At 71.8% G+C, this 17,583-nt stretch carries 15 protein-coding genes; 8 read left to right on the top strand and 7 right to left on the bottom strand.

Annotated elements, in window-relative coordinates; all coding sequences use genetic code 11:
• Positions 1-242: 242 nt before the first annotated feature.
• On the top strand, positions 243-1,658 hold the full coding sequence (locus ACV7NM_RS17015; protein WP_463411069.1) for a VWA domain-containing protein: 1,416 nt from the start codon (positions 243-245) through the stop codon (positions 1,656-1,658).
• A 111-nt stretch (positions 1,659-1,769) separates the two neighbouring features.
• On the opposite strand, the gene aspS is transcribed toward ACV7NM_RS17015, so the two are convergent.
• Positions 1,770-3,575 carry an aspartate--tRNA ligase gene (gene aspS / locus ACV7NM_RS17010; RefSeq protein WP_136210167.1) on the bottom strand — a complete coding sequence of 602 codons (1,806 nt, stop codon included), beginning with the start codon at positions 3,573-3,575 and terminating at the stop codon, positions 1,770-1,772.
• A 248-nt stretch (positions 3,576-3,823) separates the two neighbouring features.
• Between aspS and ACV7NM_RS17005 the strand changes: the two genes are divergently transcribed.
• Entirely contained in the window at positions 3,824-6,061 is a 2,238-nt protein-coding gene (locus tag ACV7NM_RS17005; RefSeq protein ID WP_463411068.1) for a SpoIIE family protein phosphatase, read from the top strand.
• Between the two features lie 75 nt (positions 6,062-6,136).
• Here ACV7NM_RS17005 and ACV7NM_RS17000 read toward each other — a convergent pair whose 3' ends face one another.
• The 4 genes from ACV7NM_RS17000 to ACV7NM_RS16985 all read right to left on the bottom strand — a co-directional run bounded on the left by ACV7NM_RS17000 (position 6,137) and on the right by ACV7NM_RS16985 (position 9,166).
• Positions 6,137-7,099, bottom strand: a complete 963-nt coding sequence (locus ACV7NM_RS17000; RefSeq protein WP_463411067.1) for a pirin family protein — start codon at positions 7,097-7,099, stop codon at positions 6,137-6,139.
• A 518-nt stretch (positions 7,100-7,617) separates the two neighbouring features.
• A complete protein-coding gene (locus ACV7NM_RS16995; RefSeq protein ID WP_463411066.1) occupies positions 7,618-8,076 on the bottom strand; it encodes an SseB family protein in 459 nt (152 codons plus the stop codon).
• Positions 8,077-8,124: 48 nt separating this feature from the next.
• Positions 8,125-8,307 (bottom strand): DUF397 domain-containing protein, encoded by a 183-nt coding sequence (locus ACV7NM_RS16990; RefSeq protein WP_463411065.1) that lies wholly within the window; start codon positions 8,305-8,307, stop codon positions 8,125-8,127.
• A 1-nt stretch (position 8,308) separates the two neighbouring features.
• On the bottom strand, positions 8,309-9,166 hold the full coding sequence (locus tag ACV7NM_RS16985) for a Scr1 family TA system antitoxin-like transcriptional regulator (protein ID WP_463411064.1): 858 nt from the start codon (positions 9,164-9,166) through the stop codon (positions 8,309-8,311).
• A 122-nt stretch (positions 9,167-9,288) separates the two neighbouring features.
• Here ACV7NM_RS16985 and ACV7NM_RS16980 point away from each other — a divergent pair, with 122 nt between their 5' ends.
• From ACV7NM_RS16980 to ACV7NM_RS16960, 5 genes are all read left to right on the top strand, one after another.
• A complete protein-coding gene (locus ACV7NM_RS16980; protein ID WP_463411063.1) occupies positions 9,289-9,495 on the top strand; it encodes a hypothetical protein in 207 nt (68 codons plus the stop codon).
• Entirely contained in the window at positions 9,492-9,911 is a 420-nt protein-coding gene (locus ACV7NM_RS16975) for an ATP-binding protein (RefSeq protein WP_463411062.1), read from the top strand. Before ACV7NM_RS16980 ends, ACV7NM_RS16975 begins: the two co-directional genes overlap by 4 nt.
• Before the next feature lie 67 nt (positions 9,912-9,978).
• Positions 9,979-11,805: an acyl-CoA dehydrogenase gene (locus ACV7NM_RS16970; protein ID WP_463411061.1), complete on the top strand. Its 1,827-nt coding sequence runs from the start codon at positions 9,979-9,981 to the stop codon at positions 11,803-11,805.
• 576 nt (positions 11,806-12,381) lie between these two features.
• Positions 12,382-13,122, top strand: coding sequence for a hypothetical protein (locus tag ACV7NM_RS16965; RefSeq protein WP_463411060.1), 741 nt, complete (start codon positions 12,382-12,384; stop codon positions 13,120-13,122).
• A 102-nt stretch (positions 13,123-13,224) separates the two neighbouring features.
• Positions 13,225-14,529 carry a M18 family aminopeptidase gene (locus ACV7NM_RS16960; RefSeq protein ID WP_463411059.1) on the top strand — a complete coding sequence of 435 codons (1,305 nt, stop codon included), beginning with the start codon at positions 13,225-13,227 and terminating at the stop codon, positions 14,527-14,529.
• A gap of 104 nt (positions 14,530-14,633) precedes the next feature.
• On the opposite strand, the gene ACV7NM_RS16955 is transcribed toward ACV7NM_RS16960, so the two are convergent.
• Positions 14,634-16,472: an NHL domain-containing thioredoxin family protein gene (locus ACV7NM_RS16955; protein ID WP_463411058.1), complete on the bottom strand. Its 1,839-nt coding sequence runs from the start codon at positions 16,470-16,472 to the stop codon at positions 14,634-14,636.
• A 102-nt stretch (positions 16,473-16,574) separates the two neighbouring features.
• On the opposite strand from ACV7NM_RS16955, the gene ACV7NM_RS16950 reads away from it, so the two are divergent.
• Positions 16,575-16,748, top strand: a complete 174-nt coding sequence (locus ACV7NM_RS16950; RefSeq protein ID WP_463411057.1) for a hypothetical protein — start codon at positions 16,575-16,577, stop codon at positions 16,746-16,748.
• A 6-nt stretch (positions 16,749-16,754) separates the two neighbouring features.
• Here ACV7NM_RS16950 and ACV7NM_RS16945 read toward each other — a convergent pair whose 3' ends face one another.
• Positions 16,755-17,558, bottom strand: a complete 804-nt coding sequence (locus ACV7NM_RS16945) for a hypothetical protein (protein ID WP_463411056.1) — start codon at positions 17,556-17,558, stop codon at positions 16,755-16,757.
• Between the last annotated feature and the right edge of the window lie 25 nt (positions 17,559-17,583).

The raw sequence follows: 17,583 nt of genomic DNA, 5'->3' as shown, positions 1-17,583 counted from the left end.
GTGAAACCGCCTCCAAAAGGGCGCGGATGCCATGGCGAGGAGATGAACGCTGCGTGAAGGGGACGCGGTGAAGGAGGAGTTCCCGCAGGCCCCGAGTGTGCGTAGGTGACAGGAACGCCACGATTGGCGCCCCTGCCGACGTTCCAGCCAAGGGGCCGATAACCTTACGTGTCCACTCTGGGTAGGGATCTACCGCGCAGCTCGGACAAATGACGCACGCACACATGCGAAAGGCCTGGCCCATGGGTATTCGGAGCTTGTTGCGCAAGGTGTTCGGACGGTCTCCCGAACCGGTTCCGGATTCGTCGGACGCCCCGTCGGCGGCCGTCCCGAACCAGGCCGAACGCGCGCCGCTGGACGTGGCGGCCGAGCTGGTGGCGGCGTCCTTCGACAACCCGACGGTCCCGCCGCAGTCCGCGCCGCGCGACCGTGAGCCGGGCACGGTTTTGACGGCGCCGCCGCAGACGACGGACCCGACCGTCCCGGAGGCCCGCCGTCCGTCGCCTGCGGCCACATCGGAGGCGGCAACCGGTGGCTCCGCCACGCCGGTTACGCAGCCGACCCAGCCGAAGCCCGAGCCGGTCGCGGAGCCCGCCGCGGAAACGGAACCCGCGCCGGAGCCCGCAGCCGACCCGGAACCGGAAGCAGCGCCCGCCGCCGAAGCGGAACCCGCGCCGGAGGCCGCCGCCGACCCGCAGCCCGAGCCGGCGGCCGTAGCCGAGCCGGAGGCCCACGCCGTCGCCGAGCCCGAGGCCGAGGTCACGCCGGAGCCCGAGCCGGCGGCCCACGCCGCACCCGAGCCGGAGCCCGAGGCGGCGGCCGTAGCCGTCGAGCCGGAAGCCCAGCCCGAGCCCGTCGTCGCCGCAGCGGCGACGGAGCCCGCCGCCGTGGCCGAGCCCGAGGCCGCGACGGAGCCCGAGCCCACCGCCGCCGAGGTGGAGCCCGTGGCGCAGGCGCCGGAAGAGACCGCCGCCCCCGAGCCGGAGGCGGAGGCGGTCGCCGCCGGGCCGGCCGTCGCGCTCGCCGCCGTCAAGCGGCAGGCGCCCGAGGTGGCCGCCGCCTACAAGGCCGCCGGTCAGGTGCTGCGGGGCAAGGGCAAGACCGGCTCCCGCGCCAAGGTGTACCTCGTCCTGGACCGCTCCGGCTCCATGCGCGGCTTCTACAAGGACGGCAGCGCCCAGTACCTCGCCGACCACGCCCTCGCCCTCGCGGCGCACCTCGACGAAGACGCGACCGTGCACACCGTCTTCTTCTCCACGGAGGTGGACGGCACCGCCGACCTCACCCTGGACGCCCACGACGACGCCTGGGTCGAGTCCCGCCACGCCGAACTCGGCCGCATGGGCCGGACCAGCTACCACGTGGCGGTCGAGGCGGTCGTCGAGCGCTACCAGAAGGACGGCGGCGACCACCGCGCGCTCGTGGTGTTCCAGACCGACGGCGCCCCCGACAGCCGCCAGCCCGCGAAGCAGGCCATCACCGACGCGGCGGCCCACGACATCCTCTGGCAGTTCGTCGCCTTCGGTGACCACGACTCCAAGGCGTTCGACTTCCTGCGCAAGCTGGACGCCGAGAACGCCGGCTTCTTCCACGCCGGCCCCGCCCCGCGCGAGCTGACCTCCGCGGCCCTGCTCAAGGGCGTCCTCGACCGCTTCTGATCGACGCGAGACAACGCGAGACGAGACGGGACGACGCGAAGGGCCCGGGATCACCGATCCCGGGCCCTTCGCGTCGTCCACGGCGGCTCCGCGTGGAGCCGCGGCCGCGGCCTACTGGTGCGGCTTGACCGACTTCTCCACCGGCTCGGAGGACTTCGTCTCCACCGGCTTGCGCAGCGCGATGTTGAGCTCGCGCAGACGGGACTCCTCCAGCACCGTCGGCGCGCCCATCATCAGGTCCTGCGCGTTGCCGTTCAGCGGGAAGGCGATCGTCTCGCGGATGTTCGGCTCGTCGGCCAGGAGCATCACGATGCGGTCGACGCCGGGGGCGATGCCACCGTGCGGCGGGGCGCCGAGGCGGAACGCGCGCAGCATGCCCGCGAACTCCCGCTCGACGGTCTCCGCGTCGTAACCGGCGATCTCGAAGGCCTTGAGCATGACCTCGGGCTCGTGGTTGCGGATGGCGCCGGAGGACAGCTCGATGCCGTTGCAGACGATGTCGTACTGCCAGGCCAGGATGTCGAGCGGGTCCTTCTCCTCCAGGTCCTTCATGCCGCCCTGCGGCATCGAGAAGGGGTTGTGCGAGAAGTCGATCTTGCCCGTCTCCTCGTCCTTCTCGTACATCGGGAAGTCGACGATCCAGCAGAAGCGGAAGACGTTCTCCTCGAACTGGCCCGCGCGCTTGGCGGCCTCGACCCGGACCGGGCCCATGATCTTGGAGACCTCGTCGAACTCGCCCGCGCCGAAGAACACGGCGTGCCCGGCGGCCAGGCCGAGACGCTCTGTGAGGACCTTGATGTTCTCCTCGGTGAGGAACTTGGCGATGGGGCCCGTCAGGCCGCCGTCCTCGCCCACGCGCACCCAGGCCAGGCCCTTGGCGCCCAGCGAGATCGCGTACTCGCCCAGACCGTCGAAGAACTTGCGCGGCTGCCCGGCGGTGTCCGGGACGGCCAGCGCACGCACGTGCTTGCCGGCGAACGCCTTGAACTCCGAGCCCTCGAAGACGTCGGAGATGTCGACGAGCTCCAGCTTGGCGCGCAGGTCGGGCTTGTCGTTGCCGTACTTGAGCATCGACTCGCGGAACGGGATGCGCGGGAACGGCGAGGTGACCGCGCGGCCACCGCCGAACTCGGTGAAGAGCTCGGTCATCAGCTTCTCGATGGGCTGGAAGACGTCTTCCTGCTCGACGAAGGACATCTCGACGTCGAGCTGGTAGAACTCGCCCGGCGAACGGTCGGCGCGGGCGTCCTCGTCACGGAAACAGGGCGCGATCTGGAAGTAGCGGTCGAAACCGGAGATCATCAGCAGCTGCTTGAACTGCTGCGGCGCCTGCGGGAGGGCGTAGAACTTGCCCGGGTTCAGACGGGAGGGGACGACGAAGTCACGGGCGCCCTCGGGGGAGGTCGCGGTGAGGATCGGGGTCGCCATCTCGTTGAAGCCGAGGGCCACCATCTTGGAGCGGATGGAGGCGATGACGGCCGAGCGCAGCATGATGTTGCGGTGCATGCGCTCGCGGCGCAGGTCGAGGAAGCGGTACTCCAGGCGCCGCTCCTCGTTCACACCGTCGTCGGTGTTGATGGTGAAGGGCAGCGGGCCGGCCGCGCCGAGCACCTCGACCTCGGAGACCTCGATCTCGATCTCGCCGGTGGGCAGCTCGGGGTTGACGTTGTCCGCGCCGCGGGAGACGACCTTGCCGTCGATCCGGACGACGGTCTCCTTGCTGACGCTGCTCAGCGCCTCGTTCGCGGCGGTGCCGGGGCGGGCGACGAGCTGCGTGATGCCGTAGTGGTCGCGCAGATCGATGAAGAGGATGCCGCCCAGGTCTCGACGGTTGTGCACCCAGCCGCTCAGCCGGACGTCAGCGTTGACGTCGGAGGCACGAAGCTCGCCGCACGTGTGGGACCTGTACCGATGCATCAGTCATCCAGTTCTTCGCGATACCAGGGTGGATTCAACCGTCACAAGGTTACCGTCCGGGACGGGTACCGCGCTGGCGCGGCCGCGGAGGGGCCCCGTACGGGAAGCCGGGGCGCCCGGGACGGACAGGGGGTCCGGCCCTGAGCAGGCGGTCGGTACAGCCTGAACAGGCGGCCGGTCCAGCCTGAAGATGAGCCCGGTCCGGCCTGAACAGGCAGCGTCGGCCGATCACCTGTAAAGATGGCCGGGTGCGCACCGAGGACGTCCTGGCAGCCATCGCGACCGGTCTGTGGCGATGGGACAACGCCTCCGGGATGGTCACTCTCGACAGCGAGGCCGCCCGGCTGCTCGGGCTGCCCGCCGAGCCCGCCGTCCTGCCCGAGGTGGCCGTACGGTCGCGGTTCCACCCGGTGGACTGGAACGAGATCAACGCCATCGTGGACCTCGCCGTCGCCGAGGGCACCCTCGCCGAGGCCCGGCTGCGGATCGTGGACGCGCAGGGGCGGGTGCTGCGCACCGTGCGCAGCCGTTCCAAGCCGGTGCAGGCGCCCACCACGCGCGGCCGGGTCGACTTCGAGCTGATCGGCACGGTCCAGGAAATCGCCGAGCCGCAGCCGGGGACGGCCGCCGCGCACACCCCGATCACCGGGGACTGGCGGCGCTCCCGGGAGGCGTTCCTGCTGGACGCGGGCCGGGCGCTGGCCGAGGCCCGGTCGACGGCGGAGGTGCTGCGGGTCGCCGCCTCCCTCTCGATGCCGGGGTTCAGCCCGGACGGGCTGGCGGTGTTCGGCGTGGACGGCGAGCGGCTGTCGATCATCGGCCACCACGGGCACGGCCCGGGGGACGAGAGCCCCTTCACGGAGATGCGGCTGGACACGGCCTACCCCGCCGCGGAGGTGGTGCGGACCGGACGGGCGGTCTACCTGCCGACGCCCGAGGAGTACAAACGGCGCTTCGCGGCCACGTGGCCGCTGGCGGAGCCCTTCGGCCGGTCCTCCTGGGCCTTCGTCCCGCTGGTCGTGGCCGGTCGGACCATGGGCGCGTGGATGGCGGCCTTCAAGCACCCGGTGTCCTTCTCGCCGGACGAGCGGTCGGTGCTGACCACGGTGGCGCGGATGCTGGCCCAGGCCCTCCAGCGGGCCGGGGTGACGGAGTCCGAGCGGGAACTCACCACCGGGCTGCAACGGTCGATGATGCCGCAGCTCGGCCCCGAGATCCCGGGCATGCGGATCGCCGCGCGGTACGTCCCGACCGGCGGCGGGCTCCAGGTCGGCGGCGACTGGTACGACATGATCCCGCTCCCCTCGGGCCGGTTCGCGCTGGTCATCGGGGACGTCCAGGGTCACGACGTACGCGCGGCGGGCCTGATGGGTCAGCTGCGGATCGCGGTGCGGGCGTACGCCTCCGAGGGGCACCGGCCGGACGCGGTCCTCTCCCGGGCCTCCCGCTTCCTCGCCGGGCTGTGTTCCTCGCAGGAGAAGGACGGCCCCGACGGGTACGCCGACGGATACGCCGCCGCCTACACCGCCGGCGGCCCCGACCCGGACTTCACCAGCCCGCGCTTCGCCACCTGCCTCTACATGGAGTGCGACCCCCGGACCGGCCTGCTGGAGGTGGCCCGCGCCGGTCACCCCGACCCGGTGGTCCGGATGACGGACGGCACGGTCCTGACGCGGCCCACGGCGGGCGGCCTCCCGCTGGGCATCGTCCCCGACACCGACTACCCCACCACCCGCTTCACCCTGGAGCCGGGCGAGACGCTGATGCTGTGCACCGACGGGCTCATCGAGACCGGCGGACACGACCTGGACACGGGGTGGGCGCGGCTGCGGGCCGTCCTGGAAGCCGAGGCCCCGGACGCGGGTGGCGCCGGTGGCACGGACGGCGACGGGCCGGACGGGGAGCACCTGGAGAAGCTCGCGGACCTGCTGGTGCGGACCGTCCACGGCCCGTCCTCGCACCACACCACCGGCCCGCTGGCCGACCGGCGCGAGGACGACATAGCCGTGGTCCTGCTGTGCCGCGAGGGGGCGGGCTGCGGCTGCGGCACGACCTCCCCGCACTACACGCGCCCGGGCCGGCGCACCATGCTGAGCGTGGCCCAGGCGGAGCCGGAACGGATCTCGGGCGCGCGGCGGCACATCCGGGAGCTGCTGCACGACTGGGCGGACCCCGACCAGGTGGACTCGGCGGAACTGATGGTCTCCGAGATGGTGACCAACGTACTGACGCACACCGACGGCGACGCCCTGCTGGTCGCGGAGGCGGTGGGCGAGCTGGGCACCCGGCGGCTGCGGGTGGAGGTCGCGGACTCCAGCGACGAGCTCCCGCACAAGCGGCACCCGGGGGAGATGGCGTCCAGCGGTCGCGGGGTGCTGCTGATGGAGATGCTGGCGGACACGTGGGGGGTCGATCCCCGCGGCGAGGGCAAGTCGATCTGGTTCGAGCTGTACGAGCAGGCGAAGGCCGACGACTCCGAGGGCTGACGCCTCCCGCCGGTGCCGCCGAAGCGGGCACCGGTGTCGGGAGGGGAGTGGCGCGCGGGGGCGCGCCACTCGCCGTCAGCGGGTGCGGGCGGTGGTGGGGACGGTGCCCAGTCGGCCGGCCTGGAAGTCGTCGAACGCCTGCTGGAGTTCGTGCTTGCTGTTCATCACGAACGGTCCGTAGTGCGCCATCGGCTCCCGGATGGGACGGCCGCCGAGCAGGACGATCTCCAGTGCCGGGGCGTTGGAGTCCTGCGAGGCGTCCGCACGCACCGTGAGCGAGCCGCCCTCGCCGAACACGGCGGTCTGCCCGGTCTGGACGGGCCGCCGGTCCTCGCCGACCGAGCCGCGCCCGGCCATGACGTAGGCGAGGGCGTTGAAGTCCTCGCGCCACGGGAGGGTGATCTGCGCGCCCGGGGTGACGGTCGCGTGGATCATCGTGATCGGGGTGTGGGTGATGCCCGGGCCCTGGTGGCCGTCGAGCTCACCGGCGATCACGCGGAGCAGCGAGCCGCCGTCCGGGGTGGTCAGCAGCTGCACCTGACCGCCGCCGATGTCCTGGTAGCGCGGGGGCATCATCTTGTCCGAGGCGGGGAGGTTCACCCACAGCTGGAGGCCGTGGAAGAGCCCGCCGCTGACGACGAGCGACTCCGGCGGGGCCTCGATGTGCAGGAGGCCCGAACCGGCGGTCATCCACTGCGTGTCGCCGCCGTTGATGACTCCGCCGCCGCCGTTGCTGTCCTGGTGGACGAAGGTTCCGTCGATCAGGTACGTCACGGTCTCGAAGCCGCGGTGGGGGTGCCAGGGGGTGCCCTTGGGCTCGCCCGGCGCGTACTCCACCTCGCCCATCTGGTCCATCATGATGAACGGGTCGAGGTACTGGTAGTTGATCCCGGCGAACGCGCGGCGCACCGGGAATCCCTCGCCCTCGAAACCACCGGGGGCGGTCGTGACGGCCAGCACCTTACGGGCGGCGGTCTCCGGGGCCGGTTCCGCGACGCGGGGGAGCGTCAACGGGTTCTCCACAGTCACTGCAGGCATGGTCGGAACCTCCTTCTGCTTCGACTTTAGTTGAAAGTCGAACTTTCTGCCACACCCCACTGAACAGCGCCCCCCTCGTCCTCATTCCCGGCCCGTCCCCGGACAGGGGAAAGCCCGCCCGCGCCGCGAGATCAGGCGGCACGGGGAGCTAGGAGGTCTGTGCGCGGCGCGGCGGCGAGCCCGACGCCGAGCACCCGGGGGCGCGGGAACGTCATCGCCCGGGTGCGGCGGGTGCGGGCCTCGGGGTGTCACGCGGGGGACCGGTCGCTCACGGGCCTCCTGCGAAGGGGGAGGCATCAGCGTCGGACGCTGGGGCTTCGGGACCCGGGCGCCGTGCCGCACGGGCCCTGCGCCCCGCCCGGACCGCCCGCGTCCGGCCGGCCTCGACCCGCGGCGGCGCAGCCGAGTACGCGGGCCCTACCGGCCGGGTCCGAAGGAAGCGGCCCGGCCGTCTGCGCGGCGGTGGGGGCGGCCGGCCGCGCGGCCATGACTGCCAGCCGCCTGCGCGGCAATGGCGTCTAGCCGTACATGCGGCGCATCGCGTAGTCGACCATCTGCTCGACGGCCTTCGCGTCGAACACCATCCGGTGGTCGCCCTCCATGTCGAGGACGAAGCCGTACCCGGTCGGGAGCAGGTCGATGACCTCGGCGCCGGTGATCACGAAGTACTTGGACTCCTTGCCGGCGTACCGGCGGAGCTCCTTGAGCGTGGTGAACATAGGGATGACCGGGTGCTGAGTGTTGTGCAGCGCCAGGAAACCGGGGGTCTCGCCGCGCGGGCAGTAGACCTTCGAGGTGGCGAAGATCTGCTGGAAGTCCTCGGCGGCGAGCTGCCCGGTCGTGAAGGCCCGTACGGCGTCCGCGAGGGAGGGCGGGGACGGCTCGGGGTACAACGGCGGCGCCTGTTGCGCGTACCCCTGCGGGGGCTGTTGCGCGTAGCCCTGCTGGGCACCCGGGTTCTGGTCGTAGCCGTACATGCGCCGAAGCCTACCGAGGCGGTGGCCCGCCGGGACGCCGAGTTCCGGTCAGGCCCCCTTGAGGGCGTCCACGAAGGGCGCCCACGCCGCCGCGGTGACGACGATGGCGGGCCCGCCCGGCCGCTTGGAGTCCCGCACGGGCACGACCCCGTCCAGCCCGTCTGCGACCTCGACGCAGGTACCGCCATCGCTGTTGGTGTAGCTGCTCGTACGCCAGGCTGCGGCGCTCAAGTCAATCCCCGTGCTGGCCATTTCGGTAGTCCTCTGCCGCCGCCTCCATCAGGGCGAGGGACGCCTCTGGCGGTAGCGCGACGGCCCTCAGCAGATCGTACGACCTCCGGTACTTCTTCACGAGCGCCGGATCGTCGACGGTCACACCGCTGTGCAGCGACTCCGTGTAGACCAGGGGTGGAGCGTCCGCGAAGGTCATGATGATGGTGGTTCCGGCCGACATGAAAGGGTGTGCACCCGCGTTCCACGGGATGAGTTGTGGAACGATCCGATTCCGCCGCACCAGACCGGCGATGTGGTCGAGTTGGTCCGCCATCTGGGCCGGTGGCACGACGGGCAGCCGCAGTAGCGACTCGTGCAGGACGACCCAGTACTCCGGCCTACCGTGGGCCTCTTCGAACAGGCACGCCCGCGCCAGTCGGGCCCGGATCTTGACGTCGGTCTCCTCCCCGGGCTCAAGTGGACGTTCGGCCCGCGCGAGAGCGCGCGCGTACTCGGCCGTCTGCAGCAGCCCCGGAAAGGCGGTCGGGCACCATTCCTCGATCGTCTCTGCGACCTTCTCCGCTTCGAGAACCTTCTCGGCGTACTTGGCCTGCCCGATCGTCCGGGCTCTGCGTGCGTCCTCGCAGCACCGCTCGAAGAAGCCGTCCGTTCGCAGAACGACGTGCACGTGGCGCGCCAGATCCAACGGCATACGCCGGTGGCCCCGTTCGATCTCGCTCAGGTAGGTGGCCCCATAGAAGCTGTTCTCCACGGTCTGCTGAAGCGTGAGGCCTGCCGCATCCCTGCGCCAGCGCAACTCCTTGCCGTAGAAGGCCGGCACGCTCGCCGAGCCGTCAATGTCCTTCCGTGCGGCCATCGTCGGGCCCGCCTTTCCACACCTCGCACAGTGGAGCCGAAAGCCCTTCCCACGGTACGCACCCCGGCCGCAGGCTGTGAGCAGTTCGTCACAGTCAGTCCGCACAGGAACGGAAGCCCCCCATGAGCACCCACCCCGCCGACCGCGAGGCGATCGACACCTTGGCCCGGCTCCGCGCCGCGCTCGACGCGCACGGGATCACGTTGCCCTCCCTCGACCTCCACCTGGCCTCCTACGCGAGCGGCTACGGCAACCCGCCCCTGATCACCCTCGGCAACTGCAACACCGCCACCGCGCAGCGCCTGGCCGCCGTCCTGGCCGAGCGGTGAACGGCCTCGCCATCCGGCTGCTCGCCACGCCCGAGGCGGTGGCCGGCGTCCGGCGGGCCGTGCGGGAGCACCTGCGGGAGCCGTGCGTCGACGTACAGCTCTGCGTCAGCGAGCTGCTGACCAACGTGATCACGCACCTCGGCGAGGGCACCCCCGTCACCCTGCGCGTCACCACCCCGCGGATCAACGGAAGGGCAACCCGTACGCGGGTCGAGCTCACCGACCCCGATCCGCGCGTGTGGCCCGTGCTGCGACGGGCGGCCGACACCGACGAGTCCGGCCGCGGGCTGGCGCTGCTGGACGCGGTGGCCCTGCGCTGGGGGGTGACACAGGGGCCGGGATGCAAGACGGTGTGGTGCGAGCTTGAGCCTGGTCACAGTCCGGACCGAAGGGTTGCCCTTATTACCGGCGGGTAGCATCATGTTGTTACCGATTGGTATGTACGAGGAACCTGTCTCCCCGAGCCTTAACGGAGCCGTCGCCATGGGGCACTACAAGTCGAATCTCCGCGACATCGAGTTCAACCTCTTCGAGGTGCTCGGACGCGACAAGCTGTACGGCACCGGCCCGTTCGGCGAGATGGACACCGAGACCGCCAAGAGCATCCTGGCCGAGCTCACCAAGCTCGCCGAGAACGACCTGGCCGCCTCCTTCGAGGACGCCGACCGCAACCCGCCGGTCTTCGATCCGGCCACCAACACCGCGCCGGTACCGGCCTCCTTCAAGAAGAGCTACCAGGCCTTCATGGACTCCGAGTACTGGCGTCTGGGCCTGCCCGAGGAGATCGGCGGCACCACCTCGCCCCGCTCGCTCATCTGGGCCTACGCGGAGCTCCTGCTCGGCGCCAACCCGGCCGTGTGGATGTACTCCTCCGGTCCGGCCTTCGCCGGCGTGCTCTTCGAAGAGGGCAACGAGGCGCAGAAGAAGATCGCCCAGATCGCGGTCGAGAAGCAGTGGGGCTCCACCATGGTGCTCACCGAGCCGGACGCCGGCTCGGACGTCGGCGCCGGCCGCACCAAGGCGATCCAGCAGGCCGACGGCTCCTGGCACATCGAGGGCGTGAAGCGCTTCATCACCTCCGGTGAGCACGACATGTCGGAGAACATCCTCCACTACGTCCTCGCCCGCCCCGAGGGCCACGGCCCGGGCACCAAGGGCCTGTCCCTCTTCCTCGTCCCGAAGTTCCACTTCGACTGGGAGACCGGCGAGCTGGGCGAGCGCAACGGCGTCTACGCCACGAACGTCGAGCACAAGATGGGCCTCAAGGCCTCCAACACCTGCGAGATGACCTTCGGCGACCAGCACCCCGCCAAGGGCTGGCTGATCGGCGACAAGCACGACGGCATCCGCCAGATGTTCATGATCATCGAGTTCGCCCGGATGATGGTCGGCACGAAGGCCATAGCCACCCTCTCCACCGGTTACCTGAACGCGCTGGAGTACGCCAAGGAGCGCGTACAGGGCCCGGACCTGGCCAACTTCATGGACAAGACGGCGCCCAAGGTCACCATCACCCACCATCCCGACGTGCGCCGCTCGCTCATGACGCAGAAGGCGTACGCGGAGGGCATGCGCGCCCTGGTGCTGTACACCGCGTCCGTCCAGGACGAGATCCAGGTCAAGCAGGCCGCGGGCGAGGACGCCTCCGCGCTGGTCGGCCTGAACGACCTGCTGCTGCCGATCGTGAAGGGCTACGGCTCCGAGAAGTCCTACGAGCAGCTCGCGCAGTCGCTGCAGACCTTCGGCGGTTCCGGTTACCTCCAGGAATACCCGATCGAGCAGTACATCCGGGACGCCAAGATCGACACCCTCTACGAGGGCACCACCGCGATCCAGGGCCAGGACTTCTTCTTCCGGAAGATCGTCCGCGACCAGGGCGCCTCCCTGAACGTCCTCTCCGAGACGATCAAGAAGTTCCTCGCCGAGGCCGTCGGCGGCGACGACCTCGCCCCGGCCCGCGACGCGCTCGCCAAGGCCGCCGTGGACCTGGAGGCCATCGTCGGCCGGATGATCGTCGACCTCACCGCCACCGGCGAGGACGTCAAGAACATCTACAAGGTCGGCCAGAACACCACCCGCCTGCTGATGGCCTCCGGTGACGTCGTCGTCGGATACCTGCTGCTCAAGGGTGCCGCCGTGGCCGCCGAGAAGCTGGCCGGCGCCGCCGCGAAGGACGTTCCCTTCTACACCGGCAAGATCGCCGCCGCGAAGTTCTTCGCCGCGGAGGTCCTCCCGGGCGTCTCGGTCCAGCGCGCGCTGGCCGAGAGCGTCGACAACAGCCTCATGGAGCTCGACGAGGCCGCGTTCTAGGCTGCGCCGCTTCGGCGGGTCACAGCGGCCGGACCCCCTCGCGGGGGTCCGGCCGCTGCCGTCCGGGCCCCCGGCCGCAGGCCCGGGCCCGGCGCTGAAGCCCGGGGCAGGTGGCCGGGGCCTTCGGGCCGCCGGACCCGGCCGGGAGCCCCGGGCGGTGCCCGGCAACACCTCTGGCCACCCCTCGGGCGGCCTGGACCGTTCCCGGCCGCCGGCCCGGCCCGCAGACCCGGGCAGGTGGAGGCGGGGCGCTTCGGGCCGCCGAGCCCGGCCCGGGCCCCCGGGGCAGGGGGCGGCGGCACCTTTGGCCGTCCCTCGGGCTGCCGGGACCACCCCGGAAGCCCGGGGCAGGCCCGCCTGACCGGCGGGCCGGACCCGGGGCGGTGCCCGATGGCACCTCGGGTCTGCGCCCGGGACCCGTCCCGGACCCCGGGCAGCGCACCGGCGGGGCACTTCGGGCCGCCGGGGCCGGTCCGGGAGCCCGGGGTGCCGACGGTGGCGCGGGGCGGCGGGCCGCCAGGGGTGCGGCGACCTGCGCATTCCTTGCTTGTCAGTCGGCCGTGGGACGCTCTAGGCATGACTCCACAGGATCAGCACAGCAACGGCAGGGGGTACTCCGTCCCCACCGGGCGGCCGTACGCCCTCAAGGAGCTGCAGGCGACCCTGGGCAGCCTCGGCGACCACGCCCGGGAGCTGTACGACGGCTCCCACCCCGCCGAGTACGAGGGCCTCGCCGACGCGCTCTACATCGCGTTCCAGACCGCCTCGGGACTGGCCCCCGCCAAGAGCTACACCGGCTGCCCCGAACACCCCAACGGCGCCCTCGACCCCGAGGCGCCCGAAGGCTGGGGCCGCTGCCTGATCTGCAACGACCGCCGAAGGCTCGGCATGCGCAGGCACGGCGGACGCCCCGGCCCCGCCGCGCCCGTCCCGGGGGAGCAGCGCCGGCTGGGCTACCCGGTGCCCGAGCCCCCGTACACCCCGGAGCTGCTGCGCGGCTACCTCCGTACGATCGAGGACCAGCGCTTCCACCTGGGGATCTCCTCCCCCGCCGGCGACTTCGTACGGATCGCGGACGACCTGCACCGCGCCTTCATCGTCGCCCGGGAACTGTCCCGCCCCCGCAACGCCTCCGGGTGCTCCGAGCACCCCGGGGCGCCCATCGACCCCGATGCACCGCCGGGTGAGGCCTGTATCTTCTGCGCCGGACGCAAAAGACGTGCGCAGCGACCGCCGCAGACCCCCGAGATGCTCCCGCGCATCCGCCGGGGCGAGCGGCGACAACTGCAGCGCAGATTCGAGCGTCCGCCGGGCTGAAAACGACGGGATCGCGGGCCACACACCCCGCGCCGCCCTGACCTTTCCGCTATCCGCCGCAGTCCGGCCATGGCGAACACGACCGTCGTTAAGGTGAACCACATGACCTCTCCCGCCCACTTCGACCGCGGCCACACCGACGACCTGATGGCCTTCCTGACGGCCAGTCCGTCGCCGTACCATGCCGTCGCCAACGCGGCCGAGCGGCTGGAAAAGGCAGGCTTCAGGCAGCTGTCGGAAACGGACGCATGGGACTCGGGCACAGGGGGCAGGTTCGTGCTCCGCGGCGGTGCGATCATCGCCTGGTACGTCCCGGAAGGCGCCGCCGCCCACACGCCGTTCCGCATCATCGGCGCGCACACCGACTCCCCCAACCTGCGCGTCAAGCCCGTCCCTGACATCGGGTCACAGGGCTGGCGCCAGATCGCGGTCGAGATCTACGGCGGGACGCTGCTCAACACCTGGCTGGACCGCGACCTGGGCCTGGCCGGCCGGCTGACGCTGCGCGACGGCAGCGAGCGACTGGTGAACGTGGACCGGGCCCTGCTGCGGGTACCCCAACTCGCGGTGCACCTGGACCGGTCGGTGAACTCCGACGGGCTCAAGCTCGACAAGCAGCGCCACATGCAGCCGATCTGGGGCCTGGGCGAGGTCCAGGAAGGCGACCTGATCGCGTTCCTGGAGGAGGAAGAGGGCCTGCCCCAGGGCGCGGTGGCCGGTTGGGACCTGATGGTCCACTCGATCGAACCGCCCGCCTACCTGGGCCGCGACCGCGAGCTGCTCGCCGGACCGCGCATGGACAACCTGCTGTCGGTGCACGCGGGCGTCGCGGCGCTGGCGGCCGTCTCCGCGGCCGGTTCGGGGAACGCCAAGCTCGACCACATCCCGGTGCTGGCCGCCTTCGACCACGAGGAGAACGGCTCGCAGTCCGACACCGGCGCCGACGGCCCACTCCTGGGCAACGTGCTGGAACGTTCTGTCTTCGCCCGCGGCGGCTCCTACGAGGACCGGGCGCGCGCCTTCGCGGGCACCATCTGCCTGTCCTCGGACACGGGCCACGCCGTGCACCCCAACTACGGGGAGCGGCACGACCCGACGCACCACCCGCGCGCCAACGGCGGCCCGATCCTCAAGGTCAACGTCAACCAGCGGTACGCCACCGACGGCAGCGGGCGCGCGGTGTTCGCGGCCGCCTGCGAGCGGGCCGGGGTGCCGTGGCAGACCTTCGTCTCCAACAACTCCATGCCGTGCGGCACGACGATCGGCCCCATCACGGCCGCCCGGCACGGCATCCAGACCGTCGACATCGGCGTGGCGATCCTGTCTATGCACAGCGCCCGCGAACTGTGCGGCGCGGACGACCCGTTCCTGCTGGCCAACGCGCTGGTGGCGTTCCTGGAGGGCTGAGCCCCTCCCGCGGGCCGCGCCGCTCCCGGCACCCGGGATGCGGCGCGGCTTCGGCCGGGCGGGTCGATCTCGTGCGGCCGTACGGCTCGTCGTCGTGGTCCCCGCTACGCGTCCATCCCGGCGAGGACGAGGGGAAGGCGGGTGGTCCCGTCGGCGGTGACGGTCACCGGAACCCCCCAGTCCTGCTGGTGGACGTGGCAGGCCGGGTACTCGTTGGCCGGGTCGTCGTCGCAGGAGGCGGCCATCGCGGAGACGTGCAGCACGCCCTCGGAGACGTCCGGGTTCAGCGCCAGCTCCCGGAAGAGGTCCGTGCCCGCGCCTTCGCCCGCCGCCAGCAGCTCGGGCGGGGTCGAGGAGACCAGCAGGCGGGTGGAGGGCCCGTAGCGGGTGTCGAGCTTCTGCCCGCTCGGCGCCTGGAAGACCACGTCGAGCCGGAGCGTGCCGGGCGCGACCTCGGTCGCGGCGCGCCGCGTGCGGTGGGCGACCGCGTCCACCCGTACCGCCTCCTCGGGCAGCCGCAACCGCGTCAGGCGGTGCCGGGCCGACTCCACCACCACGATGTCCCCGTCGACGAGGACGGCGTCGCTCGGCTCGCGCAGGTCGGTGGCGAGCGTGGAGACCTCGGCCGCCGCCGGGTCGAAGCGGCGCAGCGCGTGGTTGTAGGTGTCGCAGACCGCGACCGAACCGTCGGGCAGCGCCGTCACCCCGAGGGGGTGCTGGAGCAGGGCCTGGGCGGCGGCGCCGTCGCGGTGGCCGAAGTCGAAGAGGCCGGTGCCCACGGCGGTCCGTACGACGTACCCCTCACCCTCGGGCTCCAGGTACCGCAGGGCGCTGGTCTCGGAGTCGGCGACCCACAGCCGGTCCTCGGTCGCGGCCAGCCCGGACGGCTGCGCGAACCAGGCCTCGGCGGCGGGCCCGTCCACGAGCCCCTCGTTGGTCGTGCCGGCGGCGACGGCGACGGTTCCCGCCGCGGGGTCCCAGGTCCACAGCTGGTGCACGCCCGCCATGGCGATCCACACCTTGCCCTGCCACCACGCCACGTCCCACGGCGAGGACAGGTCGACGTCAAGGGCGGCCCCGGACGTGGCCGAACCTTGCCACCACTGGCGGCCCGTCCCGGCGACGGTCTCGACGGCCCCGGTGGCGGGGTCGTACGTACGCAGCGCGTGGTTGACGGTGTCGGCGACGACGACCCGGCCGTCGGGCAACAGTGCCAGGCCCTGCGGCTCGCTGAAGGCGTCGGCGGTGAACCCGCGCTCACCGCTGCCGACGCGCCGGACGACGCTCTCCCCGTCCGCCCCGATCTCCACCAGCTGGTGCCGGGTGGAGTCCGACACCAGGAAGTTCCCCGAGGGCAACAGCAGCGCCTTCCCGGGGAACCGCAGGTCGCTCGCCACGGGCTCGGGGGCGACGTACGGCCCGTCCCCGCGCCGCAGGGTCCCCTTGGCGGCGTGCTCCGCCTCCAGCTCCTCCACGAGCCGCTCGATGGCGTGCGCGTGCCCCTCACCGGCGTGCTGGGCCACGACGTACCCCTCGGGGTCGATCACCACGAGCGTGGGCCAGGCGCGTACGGCGTACTGCTTCCAGGTGGCCAGCTCGGGGTCGTCCAGGACGGGGTGGTGCACCTCGTACCGCTCGACGGCGTCCACGACGGCCGCGTGCTCGGCCTCGTGCGCGAACTTCGGCGAGTGCACGCCGACGATCACTACGGTGTCGCGGTGCTTCTCCTCCAGCTCGCGCAGCTCGTCCAGGACGTGGAGGCAGTTGATGCAGCAGAAGGTCCAGAAGTCCAAAATCAGTACGCGACCTCGGAAGTCGGCGAGCGTCAGGTCCTTCCCACCGGTGTTCAGCCAGCCGCCCTTGCCGATCAGCTCGGGGGCACGGACACGGGCACGGCGGCGGGGCGCGGGCGCGGGGGTGGGCGCCGGGGCAGCATCGTTCATGTTTCAAGCTTGCCATCCCGGTCCGGGTGCACCCCCAGGGGTGACGACGGTCGGGAGGCGCCCGTGGCAGGCTGGCCGCAGGCATCGAGGGAGGCGTCCGGCATGACGAGCGCGTACGACCACGGCGAGGGCATCGATCCCGGCTGGACGACCGTGACCCTGTTCTCCGAGCCCGGGCGGCTCGGTTACGCCCAGGTCGACGGGCCGCACCCGTGCGGGACGCCCGTGCGGCTGCCGCAGCCGTTCGGGATCGTCCTCGACACCGGCGAGCTCTGAGCCGCCTCAGGACAGGAAGGAGTCCAGGGAGCGGGCGAGGGACGTGACGAAGGCGTCCTGGACCTCGGCGGGGACGAGGTGGAGGGACAGGTAGGGGTTGAGGTCCTCCAGCTCGACCAGGAGGAGGTCGCCGGAGGGAGCGCGGCAGGCGTCCACGCGCTGGATGCCGTGGGTGAGGGTGTTCCACTCGATGAAGGTGCGGGCGAAGGCCAGGTCCGCCGGGGTGGGGTCGTAGGGCTCCAGCTCCCAGCGGCGCTCCGGGTCCGGGGCGTAGAGGGCGTACTGGAAGGCGTCGTCCACGAAGTAGAACGACACCTCGTACGCGAAGTCGATCCGTGGCTGGATCAGGGAGCGCCCGGGCTCGGCGGTCGAGGGGTCGGCCGTGAAGGTGAGGCCGATGGAGTCCGCGCCCTGTTTGGGCTTGACCGCGTACTGCGGAACCTGTGGCAGCAGGTGCAGGTGCGCCGGGTCGTCGACGGTCGGGATCACGGGGTAGCCGGCCGCCGTCAGGTCCGGCAGGTACTGCTTGCCCGCCATGTCGCCGCGCCCCGTCAGCGGGTTGTAGACGCGGGCGCCGCCGGCGAGGGCGGCGGCGCGGAAGGCGTCGTAGGCCTCCTGGTAGTGCAGGACCGGGCCGCTGTTGCGGACCACCACCGCGTCGAAGCCGCCCATCAGGGCCTCGGCGTCGCGCGGGTGGCACAGGGCCAGCGGGAAGTGCCGGCGCAGGCGCCCGGTGAGGAATATGTCCTCGTCGCAGTAGCGACGACCGCGCGCCGGGTACGTCAGGTCGGTGACATAGAGCAGAGGCATGGCGGCAACCTATCGCGGGCACGGA

It is taken from the genome of Streptomyces sp. Tek67B01, assembly GCF_055231995.1.
This window is presented reverse-complemented; position numbering and strand designations above follow the sequence as displayed.

Coding starts and splice junctions, on each gene's coding strand:
- ACV7NM_RS17015 (WP_463411069.1), top strand. CDS start 243: ATGGGTATTCGGAGCTTGTTGCGCAAGGTGTTCGGACGGTCTCCCGAA.
- aspS (WP_136210167.1), bottom strand. CDS start 3,575: ATGCATCGGTACAGGTCCCACACGTGCGGCGAGCTTCGTGCCTCCGAC.
- ACV7NM_RS17000 (WP_463411067.1), bottom strand. CDS start 7,099: ATGCCTGCAGTGACTGTGGAGAACCCGTTGACGCTCCCCCGCGTCGCG.
- ACV7NM_RS16995 (WP_463411066.1), bottom strand. CDS start 8,076: ATGTACGGCTACGACCAGAACCCGGGTGCCCAGCAGGGCTACGCGCAA.
- ACV7NM_RS16985 (WP_463411064.1), bottom strand. CDS start 9,166: ATGGCCGCACGGAAGGACATTGACGGCTCGGCGAGCGTGCCGGCCTTC.
- ACV7NM_RS16980 (WP_463411063.1), top strand. CDS start 9,289: ATGAGCACCCACCCCGCCGACCGCGAGGCGATCGACACCTTGGCCCGG.
- ACV7NM_RS16970 (WP_463411061.1), top strand. CDS start 9,979: ATGGGGCACTACAAGTCGAATCTCCGCGACATCGAGTTCAACCTCTTC.
- ACV7NM_RS16965 (WP_463411060.1), top strand. CDS start 12,382: ATGACTCCACAGGATCAGCACAGCAACGGCAGGGGGTACTCCGTCCCC.
- ACV7NM_RS16960 (WP_463411059.1), top strand. CDS start 13,225: ATGACCTCTCCCGCCCACTTCGACCGCGGCCACACCGACGACCTGATG.
- ACV7NM_RS16955 (WP_463411058.1), bottom strand. CDS start 16,472: ATGAACGATGCTGCCCCGGCGCCCACCCCCGCGCCCGCGCCCCGCCGC.
- ACV7NM_RS16950 (WP_463411057.1), top strand. CDS start 16,575: ATGACGAGCGCGTACGACCACGGCGAGGGCATCGATCCCGGCTGGACG.
- ACV7NM_RS16945 (WP_463411056.1), bottom strand. CDS start 17,558: ATGCCTCTGCTCTATGTCACCGACCTGACGTACCCGGCGCGCGGTCGT.